The 24,497-nt window shown below is 32.1% G+C and carries 23 protein-coding genes and 2 pseudogenes; 18 read left to right on the forward strand and 7 right to left on the reverse strand.

Going from position 1 to position 24,497, the window contains the following annotated elements; all coding sequences use genetic code 11:
• The first annotated feature begins 253 nt into the window (after positions 1–253).
• A complete protein-coding gene (locus P5P87_RS09380) occupies positions 254–1,078 on the forward strand; it encodes a DoxX family membrane protein (RefSeq protein ID WP_278022351.1) in 825 nt (274 codons plus the stop codon).
• Positions 1,079–1,149: 71 nt separating this feature from the next.
• Here the strand turns inward: P5P87_RS09380 and P5P87_RS09385 are convergent, their stop codons facing one another.
• Positions 1,150–1,524, reverse strand: coding sequence for a GreA/GreB family elongation factor (locus P5P87_RS09385; protein WP_198856923.1), 375 nt, complete (start codon positions 1,522–1,524; stop codon positions 1,150–1,152).
• Positions 1,525–2,162: 638 nt separating this feature from the next.
• Here P5P87_RS09385 and P5P87_RS09390 point away from each other — a divergent pair.
• From P5P87_RS09390 to P5P87_RS09410, 5 genes are read left to right on the forward strand one after another with little or no spacing between them, the layout of a single operon-like run.
• A complete protein-coding gene (locus P5P87_RS09390) occupies positions 2,163–3,323 on the forward strand; it encodes a hypothetical protein (RefSeq protein WP_198856922.1) in 1,161 nt (386 codons plus the stop codon).
• 56 nt (positions 3,324–3,379) lie between these two features.
• Entirely contained in the window at positions 3,380–3,874 is a 495-nt protein-coding gene (locus P5P87_RS09395) for an SRPBCC family protein (RefSeq protein ID WP_278022352.1), read from the forward strand.
• Positions 3,875–3,878: 4 nt separating this feature from the next.
• The gene (locus P5P87_RS09400) at positions 3,879–4,358 is read left to right on the forward strand and encodes a hypothetical protein (protein WP_278022353.1); all 480 of its coding nucleotides are present in this window, start codon (positions 3,879–3,881) and stop codon (positions 4,356–4,358) included.
• A 36-nt stretch (positions 4,359–4,394) separates the two neighbouring features.
• Positions 4,395–4,823: a copper resistance protein NlpE N-terminal domain-containing protein gene (locus P5P87_RS09405; RefSeq protein ID WP_278022354.1), complete on the forward strand. Its 429-nt coding sequence runs from the start codon at positions 4,395–4,397 to the stop codon at positions 4,821–4,823.
• A 4-nt stretch (positions 4,824–4,827) separates the two neighbouring features.
• Positions 4,828–5,241: a lysozyme inhibitor LprI family protein gene (locus tag P5P87_RS09410; protein ID WP_278022355.1), complete on the forward strand. Its 414-nt coding sequence runs from the start codon at positions 4,828–4,830 to the stop codon at positions 5,239–5,241.
• A 70-nt stretch (positions 5,242–5,311) separates the two neighbouring features.
• Here the strand turns inward: P5P87_RS09410 and P5P87_RS09415 are convergent, their stop codons facing one another.
• On the reverse strand, positions 5,312–6,022 hold the full coding sequence (locus P5P87_RS09415; protein WP_278022356.1) for a leucine-rich repeat domain-containing protein: 711 nt from the start codon (positions 6,020–6,022) through the stop codon (positions 5,312–5,314).
• A 43-nt stretch (positions 6,023–6,065) separates the two neighbouring features.
• Complete coding sequence (locus P5P87_RS09420) at positions 6,066–6,800, reverse strand: carboxypeptidase-like regulatory domain-containing protein (protein ID WP_278022357.1); 735 nt, start codon at positions 6,798–6,800, stop codon at positions 6,066–6,068.
• Between the two features lie 232 nt (positions 6,801–7,032).
• Between P5P87_RS09420 and P5P87_RS09425 the strand changes: the two are divergent.
• The 5 genes and pseudogenes from P5P87_RS09425 (at position 7,033) to P5P87_RS09445 (ending at position 11,414) form a co-directional block, all read left to right on the forward strand.
• Positions 7,033–9,344: pseudogene (locus tag P5P87_RS09425) on the forward strand (type IA DNA topoisomerase).
• A gap of 378 nt (positions 9,345–9,722) precedes the next feature.
• Positions 9,723–10,151 carry a DUF6265 family protein gene (locus P5P87_RS09430; protein ID WP_278022358.1) on the forward strand — a complete coding sequence of 143 codons (429 nt, stop codon included), beginning with the start codon at positions 9,723–9,725 and terminating at the stop codon, positions 10,149–10,151.
• Between the two features lie 58 nt (positions 10,152–10,209).
• Positions 10,210–10,719 (forward strand): DUF6265 family protein, encoded by a 510-nt coding sequence (locus P5P87_RS09435; RefSeq protein ID WP_278022359.1) that lies wholly within the window; start codon positions 10,210–10,212, stop codon positions 10,717–10,719.
• A 10-nt stretch (positions 10,720–10,729) separates the two neighbouring features.
• Entirely contained in the window at positions 10,730–11,080 is a 351-nt protein-coding gene (locus P5P87_RS09440; RefSeq protein WP_198856914.1) for a hypothetical protein, read from the forward strand.
• The gene (locus tag P5P87_RS09445; protein WP_278022360.1) at positions 11,046–11,414 is read left to right on the forward strand and encodes a hypothetical protein; all 369 of its coding nucleotides are present in this window, start codon (positions 11,046–11,048) and stop codon (positions 11,412–11,414) included. Before P5P87_RS09440 ends, P5P87_RS09445 begins: the two co-directional genes overlap by 35 nt.
• 57 nt (positions 11,415–11,471) lie before the next feature.
• Here P5P87_RS09445 and P5P87_RS09450 read toward each other — a convergent pair whose 3' ends face one another.
• Positions 11,472–12,317: an MFS transporter gene (locus P5P87_RS09450; RefSeq protein WP_278022361.1), complete on the reverse strand. Its 846-nt coding sequence runs from the start codon at positions 12,315–12,317 to the stop codon at positions 11,472–11,474.
• The gene (locus P5P87_RS09455) at positions 12,280–12,633 is read right to left on the reverse strand and encodes an MFS transporter (RefSeq protein ID WP_278022362.1); all 354 of its coding nucleotides are present in this window, start codon (positions 12,631–12,633) and stop codon (positions 12,280–12,282) included. Before P5P87_RS09455 ends, P5P87_RS09450 begins: the two co-directional genes overlap by 38 nt.
• Before the next feature lie 217 nt (positions 12,634–12,850).
• On the opposite strand from P5P87_RS09455, the gene P5P87_RS09460 reads away from it, so the two are divergent.
• From P5P87_RS09460 to P5P87_RS09485, 6 genes and pseudogenes are all read left to right on the forward strand, one after another.
• Entirely contained in the window at positions 12,851–14,107 is a 1,257-nt protein-coding gene (locus P5P87_RS09460; protein WP_278022363.1) for a TonB-dependent receptor, read from the forward strand.
• The gene (locus P5P87_RS09465) at positions 13,992–15,158 is read left to right on the forward strand and encodes a TonB-dependent siderophore receptor (protein ID WP_278022783.1); all 1,167 of its coding nucleotides are present in this window, start codon (positions 13,992–13,994) and stop codon (positions 15,156–15,158) included. Before P5P87_RS09460 ends, P5P87_RS09465 begins: the two co-directional genes overlap by 116 nt.
• Positions 15,159–15,241: 83 nt before the next feature.
• Positions 15,242–16,373 (forward strand): annotated as a pseudogene (locus P5P87_RS09470) (PepSY-associated TM helix domain-containing protein).
• 132 nt (positions 16,374–16,505) lie between these two features.
• Positions 16,506–17,231 carry a DUF4198 domain-containing protein gene (locus tag P5P87_RS09475; RefSeq protein WP_198856909.1) on the forward strand — a complete coding sequence of 242 codons (726 nt, stop codon included), beginning with the start codon at positions 16,506–16,508 and terminating at the stop codon, positions 17,229–17,231.
• A gap of 235 nt (positions 17,232–17,466) precedes the next feature.
• The gene (locus tag P5P87_RS09480) at positions 17,467–19,686 is read left to right on the forward strand and encodes a TonB-dependent siderophore receptor (protein WP_278022364.1); all 2,220 of its coding nucleotides are present in this window, start codon (positions 17,467–17,469) and stop codon (positions 19,684–19,686) included.
• A gap of 145 nt (positions 19,687–19,831) precedes the next feature.
• Positions 19,832–20,458 (forward strand): putative polyvalent protein kinase domain-containing protein, encoded by a 627-nt coding sequence (locus P5P87_RS09485; protein WP_198856907.1) that lies wholly within the window; start codon positions 19,832–19,834, stop codon positions 20,456–20,458.
• A 90-nt stretch (positions 20,459–20,548) separates the two neighbouring features.
• On the opposite strand, the gene P5P87_RS09490 is transcribed toward P5P87_RS09485, so the two are convergent.
• On the reverse strand, positions 20,549–23,182 hold the full coding sequence (locus tag P5P87_RS09490; protein ID WP_278022365.1) for a valine--tRNA ligase: 2,634 nt from the start codon (positions 23,180–23,182) through the stop codon (positions 20,549–20,551).
• Between the two features lie 287 nt (positions 23,183–23,469).
• Between P5P87_RS09490 and P5P87_RS09495 the strand changes: the two genes are divergently transcribed.
• Entirely contained in the window at positions 23,470–23,850 is a 381-nt protein-coding gene (locus P5P87_RS09495) for a DUF1573 domain-containing protein (RefSeq protein WP_278022366.1), read from the forward strand.
• Between the two features lie 144 nt (positions 23,851–23,994).
• On the opposite strand, the gene P5P87_RS09500 is transcribed toward P5P87_RS09495, so the two are convergent.
• On the reverse strand, positions 23,995–24,474 hold the full coding sequence (locus P5P87_RS09500) for a hypothetical protein (RefSeq protein ID WP_278022367.1): 480 nt from the start codon (positions 24,472–24,474) through the stop codon (positions 23,995–23,997).
• Positions 24,475–24,497 lie beyond the last annotated feature (23 nt).

Genomic DNA, 24,497 nt, shown 5'->3' on the forward strand with positions numbered 1-24,497 from the left:
AGTTTTATTATTAATTTCATTTATATAAAAAAAATAATAATCTAATTTACAACAAATTAGAACACAATCTCCATAGAACTACTTGCGGAGATTTCTCCTTACGTCGAAATGACAATACTGTGTGGTTACTACGAGGATAAGCTGGCGAGAGACAAACTAAACAAAAACCAACACTCATTAAATCAGTATTTTAGCAATAAATTTATATATTTGGTTATACCAAAAACAAATTTACTATCTAAAACCACTATTAATGAAAGGACTTATTAAACTCGGCCGTTTATTTTACGGTATCGGCATTATTGCTTTGGGAGTACATCAGCTTATTATTAAAGATTTTCGATCAGAAATTTTATCACCTTTTCCCGCTTGGGCGCATCAATATCCTGCGTTTTCTATCCTTACCGGAATTGTTTTAATATTGGCAGGAATTATTATTTCGGGAATTGTTACCATTAAATTTATCGATACTAGAAAAGTCTGTCTTTATTTAGGTTTTGCTTTTCTTGTCGCTTTTGTTGTTTCGCATCTTCCGTTTATTTTCATTTTTAATACCGACAAAACCAACGCCACACAAATCTGGATCAACGCCATTGAGGAACTAACGTATAGCGGCGGAGCGTTTGTATTGGCGGGTTCGTATAGTGCGAACAAAAGCGAAAGCAAATTCGACAAATTTCTAGAAAAACTTATTCCTGTTGGGCGAATTTTCTATTCGCTTTTAATGCTTTTGTTTGGATTAAGCCATTTTCTTTTTGCTGAGTTTGTGTCTACAATGGTTCCGAAATGGTTGCCTGGAACTATGTTTTGGACTTATTTTGTAGGCGTTGCACTTATTTGTTCGGGCATTTCGATAATTTTCAAGCTTTGGATAAAACCTATTTCGCTTCTTTTGGCTTTAATGCTTTTACTTTTTGTACTTTTCTTCCATATTCAAGATGCGGTTGCAAACCCAACTATAGGGGGCGGAAATGAAATTGTACGCGCCATTATCGCTTTACTTTTCTGCGGCATTGCATTGGTAATTGCATTAACAAATGATTCTAAAAAAGAGCTTTTAACTTCAGAAGCAATTTAAACTCAAATAAAAAAACATCCCGCAAAGAGATCTTCTTTTTGGGATGTTTTTTATTTAAAGCAAAAATTAGTTTACACCTCTTGTACTTTAAGAATCTCTAGTTTCAGATTCCCTTTTTTAGCAGGCCATTCGATAATATCGCCTTCTTTGTAGCCTACCATTGCAATTCCTTCGTCTGAAAGAACAGAAATTTTGTTTTTACTTACTTTTACATTTTCTGGACCAACTAAAAGAATTGTTTTTTCTTCATTTTTATTGTGGTCTTTGTATGTAACTCTTCGGTTTATCGAAACAATATCTTCCGGCAAGTTTTTTCGCAATACTTGAGAAGCGTTTTTTAATTGATTCAATAACAATTCTTCTTCCTCTATTGTTACTTTTTTTCTTCTAATATGGTCTTTAATTAAATCGTATGTTCCTGTTGTTAAAATTATATTTTGTGACATGACTTTCTTGTTTACTTCAATTTAAGTAAAAGCATGATACAACTCTATTACCAAATACCACATAAAGTGATAACTCAGTATTATCATATCCTGAAAAATTGAAGATTAAATAAATAGATTAAAATCGTAAAAGATTCCCCTGCCTAGAGTTGTGACAGGGTAAAAGAAATAAACTCTTTTGAACTTTTTAAGAAAGTATCGTCATGCAAATACAGCAATGTGCACATTAAGCACATCAAAGAACTGTTTATTAAATAAAAATTTGCAGTGATCATTATAATATCAAATTATTTTAGCAATATACGCCTTTTTTATCTTACAAAAAAATAAAGAGTCTACGGAACTCGATTTTGAACTTCTAGTGCAGTTCTAAAGAATAGACAAAATAATATGGCATCTTCTTTTTTCCTGTTTTTTTAATATTATAAAAATAGATTCTCAATACATTTACTCTATCTGTTTATCATTCATCAATCACCAAAAACAAACTAAACATGGTTAAAAATCCGTTTCCTTGGATCGAATAGAAACATTTTCTACAGCTTTTTTCTGAAATAAAAGCTAGAGGAAATATCTTATATTTGCTAGAAATAAAATCACTTATCTTGAAAAAGTAAAGCCATAATTAAAACCAAAACATGTCAATAACAACTACCATTATACTAGGTCTGTGTATTACTTTTATAATTATATACATTACAATTAATATAGATAAATTTAAACCTAAAAAAAGATCTGAACATCAAGATCTTATTGATAGTATTCATGCAAAAATTGCTAAAGCAAATGGAGCTTCGATAGAACAATACTCACTTGAAAATTTGTCCATTGAAAATACAAAAAAACAAGATTTTTATGCCGAAGTCGAATTTGTAAATAAAAATTGTACAAATCTAGAGGACTTTATTATTAATGACGAAATTAACGAATTTGATTTGTTGAAGCTTGCTGATTTAAATGGAATTGACTTACAGATTCGATCAGGATGGTTTCCTTTAGTTATTGAACTTATTAAAAAATTAAATGCTTACGGTTGGAATAAAAAAGTGACTTGCATAAAAGAAAAATATGCAGGCCTTAGATTTCATGCCGAATGTGTTTATGGTGATGCTATTTCAAATATTGTTGAAAAGTACGAAAACAAATCTCAAAATGTTTGCGAAACTTGTGGCGAACCAGGAGAAATTAGATCTAATTCTGGTTGGGATTATGTCGCGTGCAGAAAACACTATTTAGAGAATCGCGGCAAAATAACGATTGTAGAATCTGGTTTTAATTTGAATGACAATTTCTTTCCTTGGAAAGAAATTAAAAATGCAAATTTTGAAGATTTAATGGGAACTGATAAATATAATTTTCTGAATATCGAATTCAACAATGCAACAGTTAGACATGCTGGTTGGGAAGATCGAAAATTATACGTTTCAAAATATGTTATGGGATTTGGCAATTTTTTAAATCATTTACCAAAATCTATTAATAACCTAGATTATAGCTACATAGAAAATTTTAAAAGTTTAGAAAATTGTGAAATATGTGGCTATCAGGCAGTTTATTTTGACGAATGTGAATGTTGTGAAAATGAAACCTGGAACAGCTACATAAAAACTTGGCGAGTAAAGAACGAAGAAATAGAAGAAAAAAAGCTTTCTCACTATCATTACAAGCAATTGAACTGGGCTATGCATAAAAATGATGTTTTTGAAAGCACACAAAATAATTATCCAAAAAATCCTGATCATAAAATACTTTATACGGAAAAAGAATTAGAGGAACGTCTTGAATATTTTGAATCTTAAAATTTGAGCTTAATTTTCAAATATTTAGTACAAAAAAGAACTAAAAACAGTTTACTATGGAAAATTTCGATTGGACTTCTTTTACAAAGAAAATAGCCGTAAGAGCCGAACTGTCTGACATTTACAATGCTTGGACAAAAGCTGAAGAACTTGAAAAATGGTTTCTTGAAAAGGTATCTTTTTTTGATGGTAATCAAGAACCTTTAAGCAAAGGCAAAAATGCAGAAAAAGATAATATGTATGAATGGCTTTGGTATTTGTATGATGATTCTATGAAAGGAAAAATCGTATCTGCCAACGGAAAAGATCAATTGCAATTTACGTTTGAAGGAAATTGTCTTGTAGACATCAATTTAAGCGAAAAAGAAGATTATACGATTGTAGAACTTCGCCATCATAATATTCCAACAGATGATTCTTCTAAACAATACATTAGATTAGGCTGTTCAAACGGCTGGCATTTTTATCTCACTAATCTTAAATCGGTTTACGAAGGTGGATTGGATTTGAGAAATAAGGACAGTAATTTGAATCCAATGATTAATAATTAAGCATATGATATCACAAATTGATATTAGCGAATTCCGAAAAAGACTTAAAACCAATACCAAACAAGGCAATCCAAAAATTAGTGGTACTCCTTTTCATGCTTTTAATTTGATTGGAGACAAAGACAAACTTTTTTTTGGCATAGTAAATCAAAACGATTTTAGAATAACCCAAAATGCTATACTTCATCCTATTCCATTTATTTTAAAAGGAAAATTTAAATCAAAAAATGAAAATCAAACAGAGATTTCATATGAAATGATTCCAATTAAGTTTGGCTATTATTGGATTCGTTATTTTCCTTTTGTTGCATTTTTATTATTCAATACAATATTTATTGTTAAAAAGGCGCCATTGACAGTATACATAATTTTCAATTCGTTTCTTTTAATAACTAGTTTGATTTCTAGAACAATCACCAGCTACAAAAAAAGAAAATTTATAAACAATTTTAGAAAAACATTTGAAATAATAGACAATGAATAAAAAAATAATCCGCCAAAATCCAACCAATTAACCGCTATGAAAGTACTAATTACATTTTTTCTCTTAGTTTTCAATCTAACTTTATTTGCACAATCCAATCAATTTGCTGGCGAATATTCTCGTTCACTTTCTGAGAAAGAAAAACATACAATCGAATATAAATTAACTTTAAATCCAGACGGAACTTTTGTATTTCATTCGTATTCAAAATTACAAGACGGAAATCCAACGGAAGACAATAAATATGGAAAAGGAAAATGGAGTGCAAAAGACAATCTGATTACTTTTTCGGCAAACAAAAAAGAAGATTTAGACTCAAAATATACTCTAGATTTTAATAATTCGACAGCTCGATTTATTACCAAAAATTCGAGAGATAAAAGTGATAAAGTTGTTAAAACAAAACTTCAGTTTTTAAAATCAGAAATTTTCTGGATGAATAGCATAGACGTTTTTAAATTGTAAATGAATGAAAAAAGTACTTGTTTTAAGTTTTATGTTTCTATCAATCGTTGCGTTTTCACAAAACAAAAAAGAAAACTCAATAGATGCCCTAGAATCAAAATGTCTTAATAAAGAAAATATTTCTAATACAGACATGTGCAATTGTACTATTCAAGCTCGCGAATCTTGGGACAAAGAATTGAATAAATATTATAATTTACTAAAAACGAAACTTCCAAAAGAAGCTTTTGAAACTTTAAAGGAGTCTCAAAAACAATGGCTTGCTTATCGCGATAAAGAATATGCTTTTATTTCAAAATACTTTTACGAAGTACAACAAGGAACCATGTGGTATGCCGTTGCCGAAAACAGAAAGAAAGATATTGTAAAAACGAGAGCGCGAGAAATGGAAGAATATTATAAAATGTTTGAGTATTAAAAATATAGATTTTATAAAAAAAGCTGCAAGAATGATTTCTTACAGCTTTTTGTTTTATACTATCTCGTTTTTAGAATGAACTTACAAAAGTCGCAGAAGCATCTTTTAAATTCTTCCATTTCTCATTTGCGTAATCTACATCATCTACGGCTATTTGAAGAGTAGGACTATTAGATTTAAAAGTTCCATAAGTAAATTTTACATTACTTCCATTTTTCAAATTTAATGTACTTAAGAGATTATTGTCACAAAACAAATAATCACTACCTATAGTTGCAATTAGAGGATTATTAGAAAGATCTAAAGTAGCAATCTTATTATAAGAAATGCTTAAGCCTATTAATTTTGAATTTTTGCTCACATCTAAACTTGTTAGCATATTATTTCCACAAGTTATTCTCACTAACTCACTACATTTACTGATATTGATTGAAGTTAATTTATTATACGAACACGAAATACCAGTTAAAGCAGTATTCGTGGTCAGATCTAAAGATGTTAAAGCATTTTCATGACACATTAAATCTTTTAAAGCTGTATTTTTAGTAAGATCCAAAGTAGTTAACTGGTTGTTATTAACCCATAAAACTTCTAAAGCTGTATTTCTAGAGATATCTAAGCTTCTTAATTTACCATCATTAGCATATAAATTTGTCAATGCTGTGTTTTTATAAAGGTCTATAGAAGTTATACTAACTCCAAATGATAGCTGTGTTAATGCTATATTTTTGGTAACGTCTAAGGTACTGAGAGGATTTCTGTCACAATATAATACCTTCAAAGCTTTATTATTAGAAACATCTATATTAGTTATTAAATTAGAACTAAACTCGCAGACTTTCTAAAGCAGTATTTTTAGAGATATCTAAAACAGCTATCTTATTAAATGAAACATCAAGGAATTTTAATGCTGTGTTTTTCGACACATCTATTGAGGTTAGTTTTATAACCGAAGTACCATATATATTAGAACATGAGAAACGTTCCAAAGCTTTGAAATCCTGAAGTCCTGTTAAATCCGCTACACCAGAATCATTTAAATTTAAATTCTTAACTGATACAATTTTATACGTTGGGACACTTCCGTTAACAGGACCAGCATCATATCCTAATTTTATAAGTATCTCTTCAAATTTAGCATCTGGTATAAATGTCAAAGTCGTATCATCACCAGTCAAAATAATTGGTATATGAATTGTTTTACCAGCTTCAACAACAATCTGAGTAGTTTTACTTGCATGTAACGGAAAAGAAGCAACAAGAACAACATTGCCAGGAGGAATATTTTCGAAGACAAAAGTTCCATCAGTTCCAACAACTGTATTTATATCTTCCCTCTCTGTTTGTTTTAAAATTATTGTAGCGCCAGCAAGAATCGCATTATCATCTTTTACCGTTCCTGTAACTGTACCAATAGCCTTATCTGGTAATGTTGGCGCAGTAGAAGTATCATCATCTTTACTGCATGACGAAAATAAAAAGGTTAAAGCAAAAAATAAGAATAAAATTTTCTTTGCTTTTTTTAACTCCAAAAATTCAATGATAAAATAGGTCTTCATAAAATTCATTTATTATAATTAAATTCTTACAAAATAACATATAAAAACAATCAAAACCAATATATTAACAAGAAAATTATCTGTTTTAATTATTTTATAAATTAAAAACTTTTGGAGGTGTCAAGTAGGAATTTTTCTAACTGAAAAATCAAACTTTGTTTTCTTATCTTCCCGAATAACTAGCCCTCCAAAAAAAATCGTTATTTTCGCTCTTCAATAAGAAAAGGAAAAAATGAAGGTCTGTATTGCTGAGAAACCAAGTGTAGCACGTGAAATCGCATCTGTTTTGGGCGCTAATACCAAACATGACGGATATTATGAAGGCAATGGCTACGCCGTGACTTACACTTTTGGGCATTTATGCACCTTAAAAGAACCCAACGATTATAAACCCCACTGGAAAAGCTGGGATTTAAACAATCTGCCGATGCTTCCTGAAAAGTTTGAAACCAAAGTCGTTCAAAATTCTGGAATTCAAAAACAGTTTAAGATCATTAAAAGTCTTTTTGAGAAAGCCGACGTGGTTATAAACTGCGGGGATGCTGGACAAGAAGGAGAATTGATTCAGCGTTGGGTAATGAACGAAGCACATTACAAAGGTGAAATTCAGCGATTATGGATTTCATCTCTTACTACAGAAGCGATTAAAGAAGGTTTTGAAAACTTAAAACCCTCTTCGAATTACGATAATTTATTTTATGCTGGATTTTCTAGAGCTATTGGAGATTGGCTTTTAGGAATGAATGCTACACGTTTGTACACCGTAAAACATGGTGGCTACAAACAAGTTTTGTCTATCGGACGCGTACAGACACCAACATTGGCAATGGTTGTAGAGCGTTTTAGAGAAATCGAAAACTTTAAACCTCAGCCGTATTGGGAATTGCAGACTTTGTATAGAGAAACACTTTTTAGTTATGAAGAAGGCCGTTTTCTAAACCAAGAAGATGGACAAATTATAGCAAGCAAAAGTCAAGGAAAGTGATTTCGAAATTGTTTCTGTTGAGAAAAAGAACGGAAACGAATATGCTCCAAAACTTTTCGATTTAACAGGTTTGCAGGTATATTGCAATCAAAAATTTGGCTTTTCGGCCGAAGAAACATTGAAAATTGCACAGACTTTATATGAACAAAAAGTAATTACGTATCCCAGAGTTGATACGACTTTTTTACCAGGAGACATTTATCCGAAAGTACCTGGAATTCTCCAGAAATTAACCAATTATGCTGAATTGACTCAGCCTATTTTGGAGAAAAAAATCAAAAAATCGCCAAAGGTTTTCAATGATAAAAAAGTAACCGATCACCATGCGATTATTCCAACTGGAATTCAGAACAATTTACCGCATAATCAACAGCAGGTTTACGATATTATTACGCGACGTTTTATTGCTGTTTTTTATGATGATTGTTTGGTTGCAAATACGACAGTAATTGGAAAAGCTGCCGATGTGACTTTTAAAGCAACTGGAAAAGAAATCTTGAAAAAAGGTTTCCGTGTTGTTTTTGAAGACCCGAATGCGAAGGAAAAAGAACCCGATTTATTGCCGAGTTTTACTGTGGGCGAAAAAGGTCCTCATGAACCTTCGTTTCTTCAAAAAGAAACCAAACCACCTAATCAATTTACTGAAGCGACTTTACTGCGCGCTATGGAAACTGCAGGAAAACAGGTTGATGATGAAGATTTACGTGAATTGATGAAAGAAAACGGAATCGGTCGCCCGTCAACTCGAGCGAATATTATCGAAACGCTTTTCAAACGTCAATATATCGTTAGAAACAAAAAGCAAGTTTTACCAACTTTAACTGGAATTCAGTTGATCGATACTATTCAGAACGAATTGGTAAAATCAGCCGAGCTTACCGGAACTTGGGAAAAGCAATTGAAAGATATTGAAAAAGGAACTTTTACCGCTGCTGCATTCATTAGAAACATGAAACGCATGGTTGAAGCTTTAGTCTACGAAGTGCGAAGCGAGACCAAACATGCTAATATTTCGCATGCTTGCAATGATTCAAAAACCTGTTGTAAAAGCCGAAAAAGAGAAGAAAAAATCCTCTGGAATTTCAGCAGAAACTTGTCCGAAATGCCAAAAAGGAAACCTGATTAAAGGAAAATCTGCTTTTGGATGCAGCGAATATAAAGCAGGTTGTGACTTTGTATTGCCTTTTGTTTTTCAAGATAAAAAAATCACCGAAAGCCAATATTTACGATTGGTTCAAAAAGGTTCAACAGTAAACATTAAAGGTTTCAAAACCGAATCTGGAACTGTTGAAGGTTTAATTCGTTTTGAAGAAAACTACAAACTGAAATTAGAACCAAAGAAAACAGATAAAAAAGCAGAACCGAAAGAAAGTTCCGATGCTTTAATGTGTCCTAAATGCAAAAAGGGAACTATTCTAAAAGGCAAAACAGCTTATGGCTGTGCCGAATATAAATCAGGTTGCGATTTTAAAGTTACTTTTGATGAAGTGCGTGCAAAACTAGAAAACCAAAAACCTACTAAGGAATTGGTTTATTCTATCTTGAGCGCTAGCGTTTGATTTTTTTTGCCACGAATTTCCACGAATTTCCACGAATTATTTTTTGAAAATTACTGTGTTTATATTATTTGCCACAGATTAAAATGATTCTTTACTCTGTGTATTTTACCAATAATTGCACAAATTTTTTCCCGCAGATTTAGCAGATTTTACAGATTTTTATAATGTAGAGTATAAAATAAATCTGCTGAATCTGCTAAATCTACGTGAGACAAAATCATTTTAATCCTTTTAATCTGTGGCAGATATAAAAAAAGAAATTCGCCAGAATTCGTGAAATTTGTGGCAAACATTTTTTTCATACATTAGTGCTATCAAAAACCTTATAAATATGTTTCAGAAAATTACTCTTTTAGCTCTTGTAATAGCTTCGGTTTCTTGCCAAAAAAAGAAACCATTGAAAAAGACAAAATCAAAAAAGCCGACTGGTTAATCGGGAATTGGGAAAATACTTCTCAAGAAGGTGTTTTGTCTGAAAACTGGCAAAAGTTAAACGACAGTACTTTTAGCGCTTCTTCTTATTTTATTAAAGGAAAAGACACGCTTCATTTTGAAACTATTGTTTTGGCGCAAATAGGCGAAACACTTACTTACAAAGCAACAGTAAAAGGTCAAAACGAAGATCAGCCTGTTTTCTTTCCTTCTACTTCTGAATCAGATAAACAATTTGTTTTCGAAAATCCGAAACACGATTATCCTCAAAAAATTACTTATACAAAAGGCACGAACAATACTTTGACGGCAGAGATTTCTGGAAATTTGAATGGAAAACCGAGTTCTGAGAAGTTTGTTATGACGAAGAAATAAAATGAATTTGGGCTAAAACCTACCGATAGTTTTCCTCTTACTAAAATTATAAAACACAATGAATCATGAAATTAAACAGCATTTTATTTCCGACACTTATAACTTTAGTAATGTTCTCTTCTTGCAAAAAGAAGTCAAAACCGAAACTCCTGTAAAAACCTACCCTAAACTTGCAAAAGCAAAATGGTTTATTGGAGAATGGGGAAATAAATCGGCTGAAGGCGAACTTACCGAACGCTGGAAAAAAGAAAATGATTCGGTTTATTTAGGAGAATCTTATTTTGTGGTGGGACAAAACGACACCGTTTTTTCAGAACATGTTCGTCTTGAAGAAACCAATGGAAAATTGTCTTACATAGTAACAGTTCCTGGTCAGAATAAAGAATTGCCTGTTAGCTTTGAAATGACCTCAACGACAGATAATCAAATAACTTTTGAAAACCCAAAACACGATTATCCGAATAAAATCATTTACAATCTGGTAGAAAAAGACTCCTTAATCGCAGAAATTTCAGGACTGAAAAATGGCAAACCCAATACTGAAAGATTTATTATGGCAAAGAAATAATTGTTTTTGAATGTTTACAATTGTCCTTTCTTTTTTCGGTATTATTATCGTAGTGAATCTCTTTTTGTATATAAAGTATTCAATTATTCCAAAATCATTTATACCTCTTGAAAGCAAAATAGTTCGCTTTGAAGAAAGGATAAAATGGCGCGATGCTACAGGAAGTCCAAGCAATCCAGAAGTATCACCTACTTACTTTGTGCCAATTATAGAATATACTTTTAATGATAAAAAATATATCTATGAGGGTAAGCTTCCGATAACGTTTGCAACTTATAATTTCAATCGCAAAATAGCATTATACATCAATCCCAAAAAACCATCTGATGTCAGACATAAAATTAAATACTATTGGGAGTGAATTATGGAATGGCTACAGCAAGCACAATGAAACTAGAGCTTTTTTAATCCACTTAATTGAAAGCGGAATTACTTCTTTTATTTTTAAATACAATCGAATAGAAAAATCAATGTACACCACGTTTGATTTTAGGCTTTATTGCATAGAAAATCAAGTCGAAAAAGAACTATTCTATGTTAATTGCGGCTCTACCAGAAAGACTTTGCTTTCTTTCTTGCAAATCCTGAATCATATTAATGAAAACTATAAAATTGATTTGGTAAATGAATTTGCTAATGATGGTTATTTTTACGATGCCAAAAAGCTAGAAATTGTACGATATATATACCCTTAATTTTCAAGGAAAAAGAACTAAATATAAAAACCTTAGAATCTTAGTACCTAAAAAAAATTATTCATTCTCCCCGATCTTATTCACCATAAAAATCATTAGAATTCCAAGAAGCGCCATAATAAGAAATGCCCATTTCATACTTAGATATTCGGAAATAAAACCAACCATTGGCGGAACCAGCAAAAATCCTAAATAACCAATTGTTGATATTGAAGTTAAGGCAGAACCACTACTTAAATTTGAAGATCTTCCAGCAATGCTAAACACTAGCGGAACTACACAAGAAACCCCAAATCCGATTAAAACGTAACCGAAAATAGTTGGGTAAGCATAAGGCAAAATAAAACAAAGTCCAAAACCAGCTGTTATTAATATTCCGCTGTAAAGCAGGATTTTTTTAGTTCCAAATTTCATTACACCATAATCCCCAAAAATACGTCCTAACGTAACTGCAGAAGCGAAAAATACAAATGCGGCGCTGGTTAATTTTGGAGAAGCTTTTAATATGTTTTCGAAATAAATTCCACTCCAATCGTACATGGTGTTTTCGCAAGCCATAGAAACAAAGCAAATCAGTGAAAATTTTACTAGATTTTTTTCTGGCATCGAGAAAAACTTCTTCTTAACCGGAACAGGTTCGTTGTGAATACTCATTGGGTAAAAACAAGCCGTAAGCGCAAGCATAAAAATACTCACTCCCAATAAATGATGTGACGGTGCAATGTGCTGTGTTACCATTACATACCCCAATCCTGCTCCCGAAAAAACAGCAATACTCCAAACAGCATGAAAACGTGTTATAATAGACTTTGGATACAATTTCTGGACTTCCAGAGACTGCGCATTTATAGATAAATTGAAAATATTACGAGAAGCTCCAAAAAATAAAAGTATAATTACCAACTGCCAGACAAATGCTTGCCAAACCTGGCAAAGAAAGCGCAACATTAAACATAACCGCACCAAGAAGCATTATATAACGGCTGCTGTATTTATTCAATAATTTTCCTGTAAAAGGCATTGTTAGCATTAAACCGATCGGAAAAGCAAATAAAACCGCTCCAAATTCGGCTTCAGACAAATGCAATTGGGCTTGTATATGTGGAATTCTTGAAACCCAAGAAGAGTAGCCGAAACCTGAGAGAAAGAAAAAAACAGTGTTGGCAATACGATATCCTCTAGGCGTATTTTGAATCTTTTTAAAGAATGGTAAAATCATGAAGTCATTTTTCAGACAGCAAAATTAAGGCTTTTTAAAGTTTATCCCACCACAATTTCGAATAAGAATTTTGATTAATCGCTCTAGAATAAACATTTAACAATTTAACCTGCAAATGGCAGAAATAAAAATTGTTAAAGTTATTTTAATTTTTACATTTGCATTGTTTTTATTTATTCTAAATAAAATTTAATTATAAACCAATTAAAAATTAGCAATGAATTACCTCAGTTTGAAAACTTCGCGTTTTCTATTTTCTATCAGTTTTTTATTTTCGTTCTTATCAATTTTTGCTCAACAAAATCACGGAAAAATTAAAGGAACCATAACTACCTCAGACGGCGATGTTGCGGCGGGAGTAAATATTATTCTTAAAAACACAAAATATGGCACCGTTTCTAATGATGATGGTACTTTTGATTTTAATAAAGTAAAAGCCAATTCTTATACATTACAAGTATCTTTAACTGGTTATGAAACTCTAGAAACTGAAATTACAGTTACTGAAAACGAAACCTCAACAGTCAATTTACAACTAAAAGTTTCTAATAAAGAATTAAAAGAAGTTGTTATTAGCAGTCCGAAAAGCATTATGTCTAAAAAAACAGACTACGTTGCCAGAATGCCTCTTAAAAATCTTGAAAATCCGCAAGTATATAGTGTAATCCATAAAGAACTTTTGTTAGATCAAGTTGCTGTAGATGTTAGAAGTGCAGTACAAAACTCTCCTGGCGCAGTTCCTGTTACTTATCCTTCTGGTGGAGTTGGCGTAACTTTTAGAGGTTTTACTACAGGAATTAATGCTAGAAACGGAATGGAAACTGCTACAAATCGTTCTTCTACAGACCTTGCCAATGTCGAAAGAATTGAAGTTCTAAAAGGTCCATCAGGAACTTTATTTGGATCAACTATTTCATCTTTTGGAGGTGTAGTGAACTTGGTAACTAAAAAACCTTTTGAAACCGCAGCCACAGAAGTTTCTTATACTATGGGAAGCTATAACTTAAATCGTTTTACTGCAGATATCAATACGCCTTTAAAGAAAGATAAAAGTGTTTTATTTCGACTAAATGCAGCAGTTAACAGAGAAAAAAGTTTCTTAGATTTTGGCTTCAATAATACTTTTGCCTTCACACCAAGTTTAACTTATAAGGCAAGCGACAAACTTACTTTCAATATTGACGCAGAATATATTAGCTCAAACAACACAAGACGTACTTATCATAGATACGATCCTAAATCAGGAATTACAAATCCTGGAGATTTGATGGTAGGCTACAGAAAATCATTATTTTATGATGACAATGATGCTAAAACTTCGGCAAATAAAGTTTTCACTCAAGCAGAATATCAAATATCTGAAAAACTGGAAATCGACTACTCTATTCTCTTTTATGGGAGAAAATGTAGAACGCGACTACCAAACTTATACTCTTTGGCTAACTCCATACTTAGCGGCAAGAAGAGTTGGTAACTGGGGACCTATTTACAATAACTACACTAATATTCAGGAAAATATAAACGGTCAATTTAAAACAGGAAGCATCAAACATAAACTTTTGGTAGGTGTAAATTACAGTTTTAATAAAAACAGCTTCTCTTCTGGAATTACAGCTTATATTGATACGGTTGATGTTAGAATGCCTTTTGATCCGATGAGAAGAAAAACGGTTGATGCAACATTAAAACAAACTGCTTATCCTACTGATGGCGACCAGACTTTTAGCATTTATGCTTCTGATGTAGTTAATTTTACGGATAGATTATCTGCAATGTTAAGTTTACGTATGGACAATTATAAACGTAAAGAAGTTGAAGGTACTGAAGCTTATAACCAGACTGCATGGTCTCCAAAATTAGGTTTGGTTTATCAGGTTGTAAAAGATCAAGTTTCTCTTTTTGCAAATTACATGAACGGATTCCAAAATTCACCTCCTGCAACACAGCCAGATGCAACAAAATTGATTTTAGATCCTGTTTATGCTGTACAATATGAAGCAGGTGTAAAAGCAGAAGCATTTAATAAAAAATTAAGTGCTACTTTAAGCTATTATAATATTACTATTGATAATGCAATTCGATACGATTCAAATGGTTTTGCATTTCAAGATGGAGTTCAAAAAAGCAAAGGTTTAGATTTTGAGTTAATAGCCAATCCAATAAACGGATTAAATATTATTGGAGGATATGCATACAATGAAAATCGCATCGAAGAGTCAGGAGCAATAGCACCTGGAGCTCCAAAAAATGTAGCTAACTTTTGGGCAACTTATGCTTTGCAAAATACGGTTAAAGGTTTAGGTGCTGGTTTTGGGTTAAATTATGTTGGAAAAAGCTATCTATTTGAAGACAATATTTTCTACATGCCATCTTATACAACAGCAAATGCAACAGTTTTTTACGATCAACCGACTTGGAGAATTGGTTTAAAATTCAACAACATTTCTAGTGAAAGATATTGGGATTTTTACGGAAATTCTCAAGCATTGTCAAACTTCTTAGTGAATCTAACATTGAAATTCTAAAGTCATTTATTTTCAAAAAACACCTCTGTACTATCTGCAGAGGTGTTTTCTATTTTAACACCTATCTTATTTAACCTTTTACAATGACTTTTAAAAAGCTACTATTAAAAATACATTTATGGCTAGGTTTATCATCAGGACTTATCGTAGTTATACTAGGAATTACAGGCTGTTTATACGTTTTTGAAGAAGAACTGCGTCCTATAATTCATGACTATTATTATGTTGATCAGGTTAAAGATAAAAAACTGCCTATTAGCCATTTAATAAAGATTGCGCAAGAAGCAAACAAAAAGATCCATCCAAAGCAGACATTTTCTGGATGCAGGACATTTAGTGATGATCGACGTACTATTGTTGCTTGGTTTTATGAAGAATTGGACAATGATGCGATCTGGTATTGGAATCAGTATCAGACAAACTATGTTTACTTAGATCCCTACACAGGAAATGTTACAAAAATAGAAGACTATAATTTTGAGTTTTTTGTTTTTGTACGAATGCTTGCATCAAACACTTTGCTTAAACAGTAAAATTGGCGATCCTATTACAGGTACAGCAACCATTATATTCATAATTTCCTTAATTACAGGTTTAATTCTATGGTGGCCTAAAAATAAAAGTGCGGCAAAACAACGCTTTTGGTTTCAATGGAAAAACACTACAAAATGGAAACGTAAAAACTACGATTTGCATAATATTCTAGGATTTTACATGATGATTTTCACTTTGATCATTGCCTTAACCGGATTAGTATGGGCTTTTGAATGCTACGATAAAGGAATTCAATGGTTATTTAATGGCGGAAAAACATTTGCCAAAGAAGAAAGAATCGTTTCTGATACTACAAAATATACTCCAATCAGTGCTACTGATAAGATATATAATGCTACTCTAAAAGCACATCCTAAAGCCATAAGCTACTTTTTATTTACACCTGCAGAAAATGATTCTTTGGCGACTGTTCAAACATTTATTCGATACGAAAATCGTTTTGATGATACATCAATGTTATTTGACCAATACAGCGGAAAGAATCTTAAAGTTACCACTTATAAAGACAAAAATAATGGCGAGAAATTCAGATTTATAAATTACGATCTGCATGTTGGAAGTATTCTCGGATTTCCAGGAAAAGTTCTTGCTTTTTTTGCCAGTCTAGTTGCTCGCAAGTTTACCTCTAACCGGCTTCTTAATTTGGTGGGGACGAAATAAAAAAAGAAAAAAACGAGCGACTAGTACTTTCTCCCTAATTTATTGGTCTTTTTTATGATTTTTATTTTTAATTATTCTAAATAAGACTTATGTTTGTAAAAAATATCATTCTAATAATTTAAACTTGATCTTATGAAATCAAATACTTTAAAAACATTAAGCTTTTTATTTCTAATGCTTTTTGCCGCACCACAGCTTTTTGCCCATGCTCTTTGGATCGAAACTAAAGCAACAGGAACAAAAGGAAAAGCTCAAGAAATTTCTGTTTATTTTGGAGAATTCTCTGATAACGATATTACAAAAGCTGATAAATGGTTTTCTGATTTAAAAGATTTTTCATTGGTAGTAATTTCTCCTTCAAAAAAAGAAACAAAACTGACTGCAAAAGCTTTAGATAATAAATACCAAGCATTCTTTACACCAGAAGAAGACGGAGTTTATACCATTGTAATGCATCATACAGTTGGAGACGTCTACGGGACAATGAAATTAGATTATAACTCTAGTGCAACTGTAGTTGTTGGAAATAAATCTGCAGGAAATGTCGCTACAGCTAACAATAATAAAATTAGCGTATTCTCTGAAAATGCTGATATCGCGAAAAAAAATACAGTAATCAACGTCTCTGCTTTATATGAAGGAGCTATTGCAAAATCTCAAAAAATTAAAGTAATCGCTCCAAACGGATGGGAAAAAGAATTATGGACAAATGATAAAGGAGAAATCACTTTTACTCCTATCTGGTCTGGAAATTATATGGTTGAGTTTGCTTATACTGAAAAATCTGCAGGTGAACATAACGGTAAAAAATACGACGAAATCTGGAAAATGGCTACATACCAAATTGCAGTAAAATAATTTAAGAAAATTTCATTCTTAGAGTTTAATTTCAATTTAAAAAAACCTTGTTTAACGGCAAGGTTTTTTTGTTGCTATTTATACTAAATTAAAATAATATTAGAAAATTCTTAAGACAATCTTAAGAAAACAATAAGAAAGGTTTAAGTAAGAAAACGCCCCATAAATTTCATTAACACAATCATGCCATTGTATATTTGCGGCGATCTATTTTTATTGAATCTAAATAAACAACATGAAATATAATTTACTATTTGCATTAGGCTTATTAAGTTTTGCCTCTTACGCTCAAGACTATTCAAGCACTGAATCTACTTCATCTATAAACGATACAGTTAAGAATAAAAAAGGGGAAATTTTAAATGAAGTAGTTGTTACTAAAACCAAAGAACCAAAACCAGTAACAGCAGTTCGCTCTGGATTAAAACCAATGGATAATCCACAAAGCATACAAGTTATTGGTTCTGAAGTTATCGAACAGCAGCAAGCTATTAGATTAAGCGAGGTTCTTAAAAATGCTAACGGTGTTTACGTTGGTTCTGCTCGTGGTGGTGCTCAAGAATCTTTTTTCTCTAGAGGTTATGACATGTCTACAAACAATATGTTTAAAAACGGATTCCGTTATAATGCAGGGTCAATTCCTGATGTTTCTGGACTAGATAAAGTAGAATTTCTTAAAGGAGGTTCAGCTTTATTATTTGGAAACGTAGCACCTGGAGGAATTCTAAATTTAGTAACTAAAACACCTCAATTTAAAAGCGGTGGAGAAGTTTCAATGCAAATTGGAAGTTACTCTTATTACAAGCCAGCATTTGATTTGTATGGAGGTCTTACTAAATCAATTGCCTTTAGAATCAACGGTTCTTACGAAAACTCAGAAAGCTTTAGAGATGTCGTAAAAAATAAACGTGTATATGTAAATCCATCGTTGCTTTTTATCATTAATCCTAAAACTCAAATTACAATTCAAGGAGATTATTTAAGCGCAGATTGGACACCAGATTTTGGAACTGGAATTATTGGCACACAAATTCTTGATTTGCCTAGAAATGCTTTTTATGGATCTCTTTGGTCTAATGGTAATACAAAATCTGCTAGTGCGTCTGTATTGTTAAATCATGATTTCAATAAAAATTGGAAGCTTAATTTCAATAGCTCTTACCAAACTTATGACAGAGCTTCAAAATCTACAGCACAATTATCTTCTGTTAAAGAAAACGGAGACTGGACAAGACCTTTAGTTCAAAACGATAACTCAGAACAAATTTTAGGAGATCAATTAAGTCTTCAAGGAAACTTTAATACAGGATCAATAAAACACCAAATATTTACTGGTGCAGACTGGGAAAACTCATTTGCAACGGCTTATACTTTTGCATTTAATCCTGCAAATTATGATACAATCAATCTTTTCAACTTTGATCCGTCAACACAAAGAAATGATATTCCAGATGCGAGAGCAACTCAAATTGCAAAAACAGAAACCAATCGTTTTGGTGTCTATTTTCAAGATTTAATCTCAATTACAGAGAAATTCAAAGTATTGGCAGGTGTACGTTGGTCATGGCAAGAAGCTGAAGTTACAACTTATAAAGAAACAGCAACTGGTGCAGGAAACCCAGAAAATGCAATACCAACAGTTGGTGACAAAAAACTTGATAATGCATTTTCTCCAAAATTTGGATTAATTTACCAACCTAGAAAAGAGGTTTCTATCTTTGGTAGCTATTCTACTTCATTTACACCAAACACAGGAACTACAGCAGATTTAAAACCAATTGAACCTTCTATTATTGATCAATACGAGGCTGGTATTAAAACTGATTTCTTAAAAGGATTATTAAGCACAAATGTTACAGTTTATCAAATTACCAACAGCAACTTAGCTCAAACTGCCGAATTTAAAGCTGATGGAAGTTTAAACACGGATGCAAACGTAAAAGTTTTAAGTGGTGAAACTAAAAGTAAAGGTGTTGAAGTTGATGTTACGGCAAGACCAATTGACGGACTTAGCATTATTGCAGGATACAGCTACAATGATATGCGTTATACTAAAACATCTGGTTTAAACGGAAGTTTTATTGAAGGTGATCGTCTTGTTAGAACTCCAGCAAACACAGCAAACTTAAGTTTCTATTACACTGTACAAGAAGGTCTATTAAAAAATTTATCTGTTGGAGCAATTGGAAATTACATTGGTGATCGTTTAGGAGGTTGGAATGACCAATACAACACAGATACAGTTAAATATCCTGACGGAATCTACCATAGAGAAATTCCTTTGGAAGGTTATGTTACTATTGATGCATCTGTTGGATATGCTTGGAGAAAATTCTCGATTCTTTGCAAATTATCAAACATCACAAACGAATTAAATTATACTGTTCACGAGAACTATAGTGTAAACCCAATCGCTCCTCGTCAAGTTATGACAAGCTTGCGTTACAAGTTCTAAAATATTGAATTAGAGTTTTGATTTTATCCCAAGATTTTTAAGTAAAACTAAAAATCTTGAGATTTTTAGTTTTATTACAAAAGTAATACAAAACTTACTTTTATTTTATTTTTTAATAAAATGCACTATTTTTGCATTTAACAATATGAAACATGAATTACAACTTATCATTTCAGGAAAGAGCAAAGTTAAGCATGGAACAATTATCCAAGCAGCAGCCAGTTACCTTAGAAGAAGCCAAAGCTCAAGTAAAATGGCTGAAGGGTTCAAGCATTTCAAAAAACAAGAAAAAGAGACCTTAGAAAGGTTTATAGAATTAAATAGTCTTTGGATTTTAGATATTAATCTTGAAGATTATCTTTCTGAAGGAGCAGAGCAAAAAGTCTATTTAAAAGACGGAAAACATGTAATCAAACTTAATGATTCTATTTATTACAATTCTTGGATAGATTACTTCAACAATTTATTATTAAATAACTTCTTTTTTCCAGATACAGCATACAATTTATTAGGCTTTTTCAAAAACGAAGATATTATATATGCAGTTGTTGAACAGCCTTTCGTAAAAGCAACTGAACCAACAGACTTAGAAGTTGTAAAGAAGTTTATGCTTGTAAACGGTTTTCTAAATACCAAAAACAACGATTACTATAATCCTGACTTAGGAATTATTCTTGAAGATCTTCACGACGAAAATGTATTAACAGAAAATGGCATACTTCAATTTATAGACACTGTTTTCTATATTAAAGATAATTTCTACGAAAATTAAAATTTTGCGATTCAAAGTGCCTCGGAATGATACAAGATAAAAAAAGCTGTCCACTTTGGACAGCTTTTTTATTTTAAATCAATCTGATTCTTATTTCAAACCAGCCAAACTCTGCTCAATTGTAGCAATTTTTGCTAAAGCATCAGCTTGTTTTTGTTTTTCTAAATTAAGAACTTTCTCTGGAGCTCCGTTTACGAATTTCTCGTTTGAAAGTTTCGCTTCTACAGATTTCAAGAATCCTTTTGTATAATTTAATTCTTCTGTCAGTTTTGCAATCTCAGCTTCAATATCGATATTTCCTGTAATCGGGATGAAGTATTCATTCGATTTTACACGGAAAGACAGTGCGCCGTCTACTTTTTCAGAAACATATTCGAAAGCAGAAACGTTTCCTAATTTCGTTATGATTGAATCAAAATAAGTAGAAACATTTTCGCTGTTGATTCCTTTTAATTCAATTGCATCTTTAAACGGAATATTTTTATCTTTTCTGATTGTTCTAATTCCCGAAATTACTTCAATTGAGTTTTCAAAATCTAAAATCAATTTTGCATCAAACGGTTTTACTTCTGGCCAAGTTGAAACAATTAAAGCTTCTTCTGGAGTTCTTTCAGCGATTAATTGCCAGATTTCCTCTGTCAAGAAAGGCATAAACGGGTGCAATAACTTCAAGTTGTTTTCTAACATTTCGATCGCTTTCGCGAAAGTTACGCTGTCAATTGGCTGTTGGTATGCAGGTTTAATCATTTCTAAGAACCAAGAACAGAAATCATCCCAAACCAATTTATAAATTGCCATAAGAGAATCTGAAATTCTGTATTTCTCAAAATTATCTTCGATGTCAACTAAAGTCTGCTGTAATTTCGCTTCATACCATTCGATTGCCACTTTTGATGATTCTGGCTGTGCGATAGTTTCAGAAACTTCCCATCCTTTAATCAATTTGAAGGCATTCCAGATTTTATTTGAAAACGCTTTTCCTTGACTGCATAATTCTTCATCAAACATAATATCGTTTCCTGCAGAAGCACTTAAAAGTAATCCCACACGAACACCATCAGCTCCAAAAGCATCGATCAAATCTAAAGGATCAGGAGAATTTCCTAATGATTTAGACATCTTACGACGTTGTTTGTCACGAACCAAACCAGTCAAATATACATTTGTAAATGGTTTTTCGCCTGCATATTCGTAACCTGCAATGATCATTCTCGCCACCCAGAAAAATAAAATATCCGGACCAGTTACCAAGTCATTTGTTGGGTAATAGTATTTAAAATCTGGACTTTCTGGATCCATGATTCCGCCAAAAACTGACATTGGCCATAACCAAGAAGAAAACCATGTGTCTAACGCGTCAACATCTTGTTTTAAGTCAGATGTTGTAAGTGAGTTGTTAGATGTTTTTTCTTTTGCTAAAGCTAAAGCGTCTTCGATGTTTTCAGCAACTACGAAATCTTCTTTTCCGTCTCCATAATAATACGCTGGAATTTGTTGTCCCCACCATAATTGACGAGAAATATTCCAATCGCGAATGTTGTTTAACCAATGCGCATAAGTATTTTCGAAACGTTTTGGATGTAATTTAATTTCTCCTGTTTCTAAAACCGACTTAATTGCAGGTTTTACTAATTCTTCCATTTTCAAGAACCATTGGTCAGATAATCTTGGTTCGATTACTGCTTTTGTTCTTTCAGAAGTTCCAACTTTATTTAAGTGAGTTTCTGTTTTTGCTAAAGCTCCAATTTCTTCCAGTTCTTTTGCAATTTCAGTACGAACCACAAAACGGTCTTTTCCTTGATAATGTAATCCGAAACTATTTAAAGTTGCATCTTCATTAAAAATATCAACGATTTCTAGGTTGTGTTTTTCTCCTAAAGTTTTATCGTTCATATCGTGAGCAGGCGTTACTTTCAAACATCCTGTTCCGAATTCTACATCTACATATTCGTCTTCAATAATTGGGATTACTCTTCCGCAAATAGGAACGATCGCTTTTTTACCTTTTAAATGTGCAAAACGCTCATCATTAGGATTAATACAAATTGCAGTATCTCCAAAAATAGTTTCTGGACGAGTTGTAGCAATCGTTAAGAAGTCTTCTGAACCTTCAATTTTATATTTTAAGAAAAATAATTTTCCTTGTTGTTCTTCGTAAATTACTTCTTCGTCAGAAAGAGTAGTTTTTGCTTCCGGATCCCAGTTTACCATGCGGTATCCTCTGTAGATTAATCCTTTGTTGTATAAATCTACAAACGATTTAATTACAGATGCAGACATATCTGGATCCATAGTAAATTTAGTGCGTTCCCAATCGCAAGAAGCACCTAATTTCTTAAGTTGTTCTAAGATTGTTCCACCATATTTATCTGTCCATTCCCAAGCATGTTTTAGGAATTCTTCACGGGTCAAATCGTTTTTATTGATTCCTTCTGCTTTTAATTTCGCTACCACTTTTGCTTCAGTTGCAATAGAAGCGTGATCTGTTCCCGGAACCCAACAAGCGTTGAATCCTTTAAGACGTGCACGGCGAATTAAAACATCCTGAATCGTATTATTCAACATATGTCCCATGTGAAGGACTCCAGTGACGTTTGGCGGCGGAATTACAATGGTGTACGGTGTTCTATGATCTGGTTCTGAATGAAAATAATTGTTTTTCATCCAGTAATCATACCATTTACTCTCAATCGTCTTAGCGTCAAATTGTGCTGGAATTGTCATTTACTAGGGTTGTTTAATCGTTAATTTGTTTAACCGCTTAATCGGTTTTGATCATCGAATTTCAAATTGATTTGTTTTCTTATTTCTGTTTTAAAAAATCATTTATAAATCAATCTCAACGATTAAACAAATAAACGATTAAACAGTTAAACAAAAAAACTGGTTCAATTTTTGTATTTATAACTGACAGCAAAAGTAAATAATTAAGTAGACTATAAAAAGAGAAATAATAATTTGTGTGTTAATTAAAAGAATGTATATTTACTTACAATAAAAAAAGATTTCATATGAAAAATACAGCCTCTTTTATTGCAGTCTTATTGTTTAGCGCAATAAGTTTTGCACAAAACGGCCCAAAAATTGAATTTGCGACCTCAGACAATACAATTGATTATGGAAAAATTTCTAAAGGCGACAATGGGCTTCGTTCCTTTGAATTTACAAATACTGGTGATGCTCCATTATTAATTACAGGTGCAGAATCTACAGTAAGTTCTATCATTGTAACAAAACCTGCGGCAGCAATTTTGCCAGGCAAAAAAGGAAAAATTGATGTAAAATATAATATGGTAGCAGGACCTATTCGTAAAACAATTACTGTTGAAACAAACGCAGTAAACTATCCTGACGGAAGAGTAGCTCTTAAAATTAAGGGTGAAGTTCAATAAGAATTAAAAAACTTCTAAATAATAAAAAGCCGTTTCTAAATCTAGAAACGGCTTTTTACTTTTACAGAGAAATATCTTCCTTCTAAAATCTTTTCTCATTATCTACATAGAGAAACATCTTGCTTCTCAAATCTTTCTTCTTTATTACTTCGCAAGACATTCTACTGAGTCAAATTTATATTTTACGCTGTCAAAATCAATCGGTTTATCTTTTACCAAATAAGTTACTCCCATTGTTGTCTGCATAGTTCCGTTACCCAAAATAAGCTGATTGTTACGTTTTAAAAATGCCATAGGATTTTTGAAGGTTTTAGCGTCCTCATTAACTTTAAAAGTGTAGTCTACAAATAAAGTATCTCCGTGGAATTCACCTGCAACTTCTCCTTTTCTAACAGTTGAAGGTGCTACATTCATAACCATATCTCCCGTTAATTTTCCGTTCTTTAACGTATTCAGTTTTAAATCTATTGTATCCTTTTCGTAAATTGCTTTATAGCATGCAGTACTTACGACTGCTTCACCTTCTGCTTTTACAGCTTCAGCGGCTTTTTGTTTTTCTTCATTTTTACAGCTTTGCAATCCAATAAAGGATAGAAGCAAACAAGATAAGGTTAGATTTCTCATATTTTTTCTATTTTGTTGATACT

This window comes from Flavobacterium ginsengisoli (assembly GCF_029625315.1).
GTDB classification, from domain to species: domain Bacteria; phylum Bacteroidota; class Bacteroidia; order Flavobacteriales; family Flavobacteriaceae; genus Flavobacterium; species Flavobacterium ginsengisoli.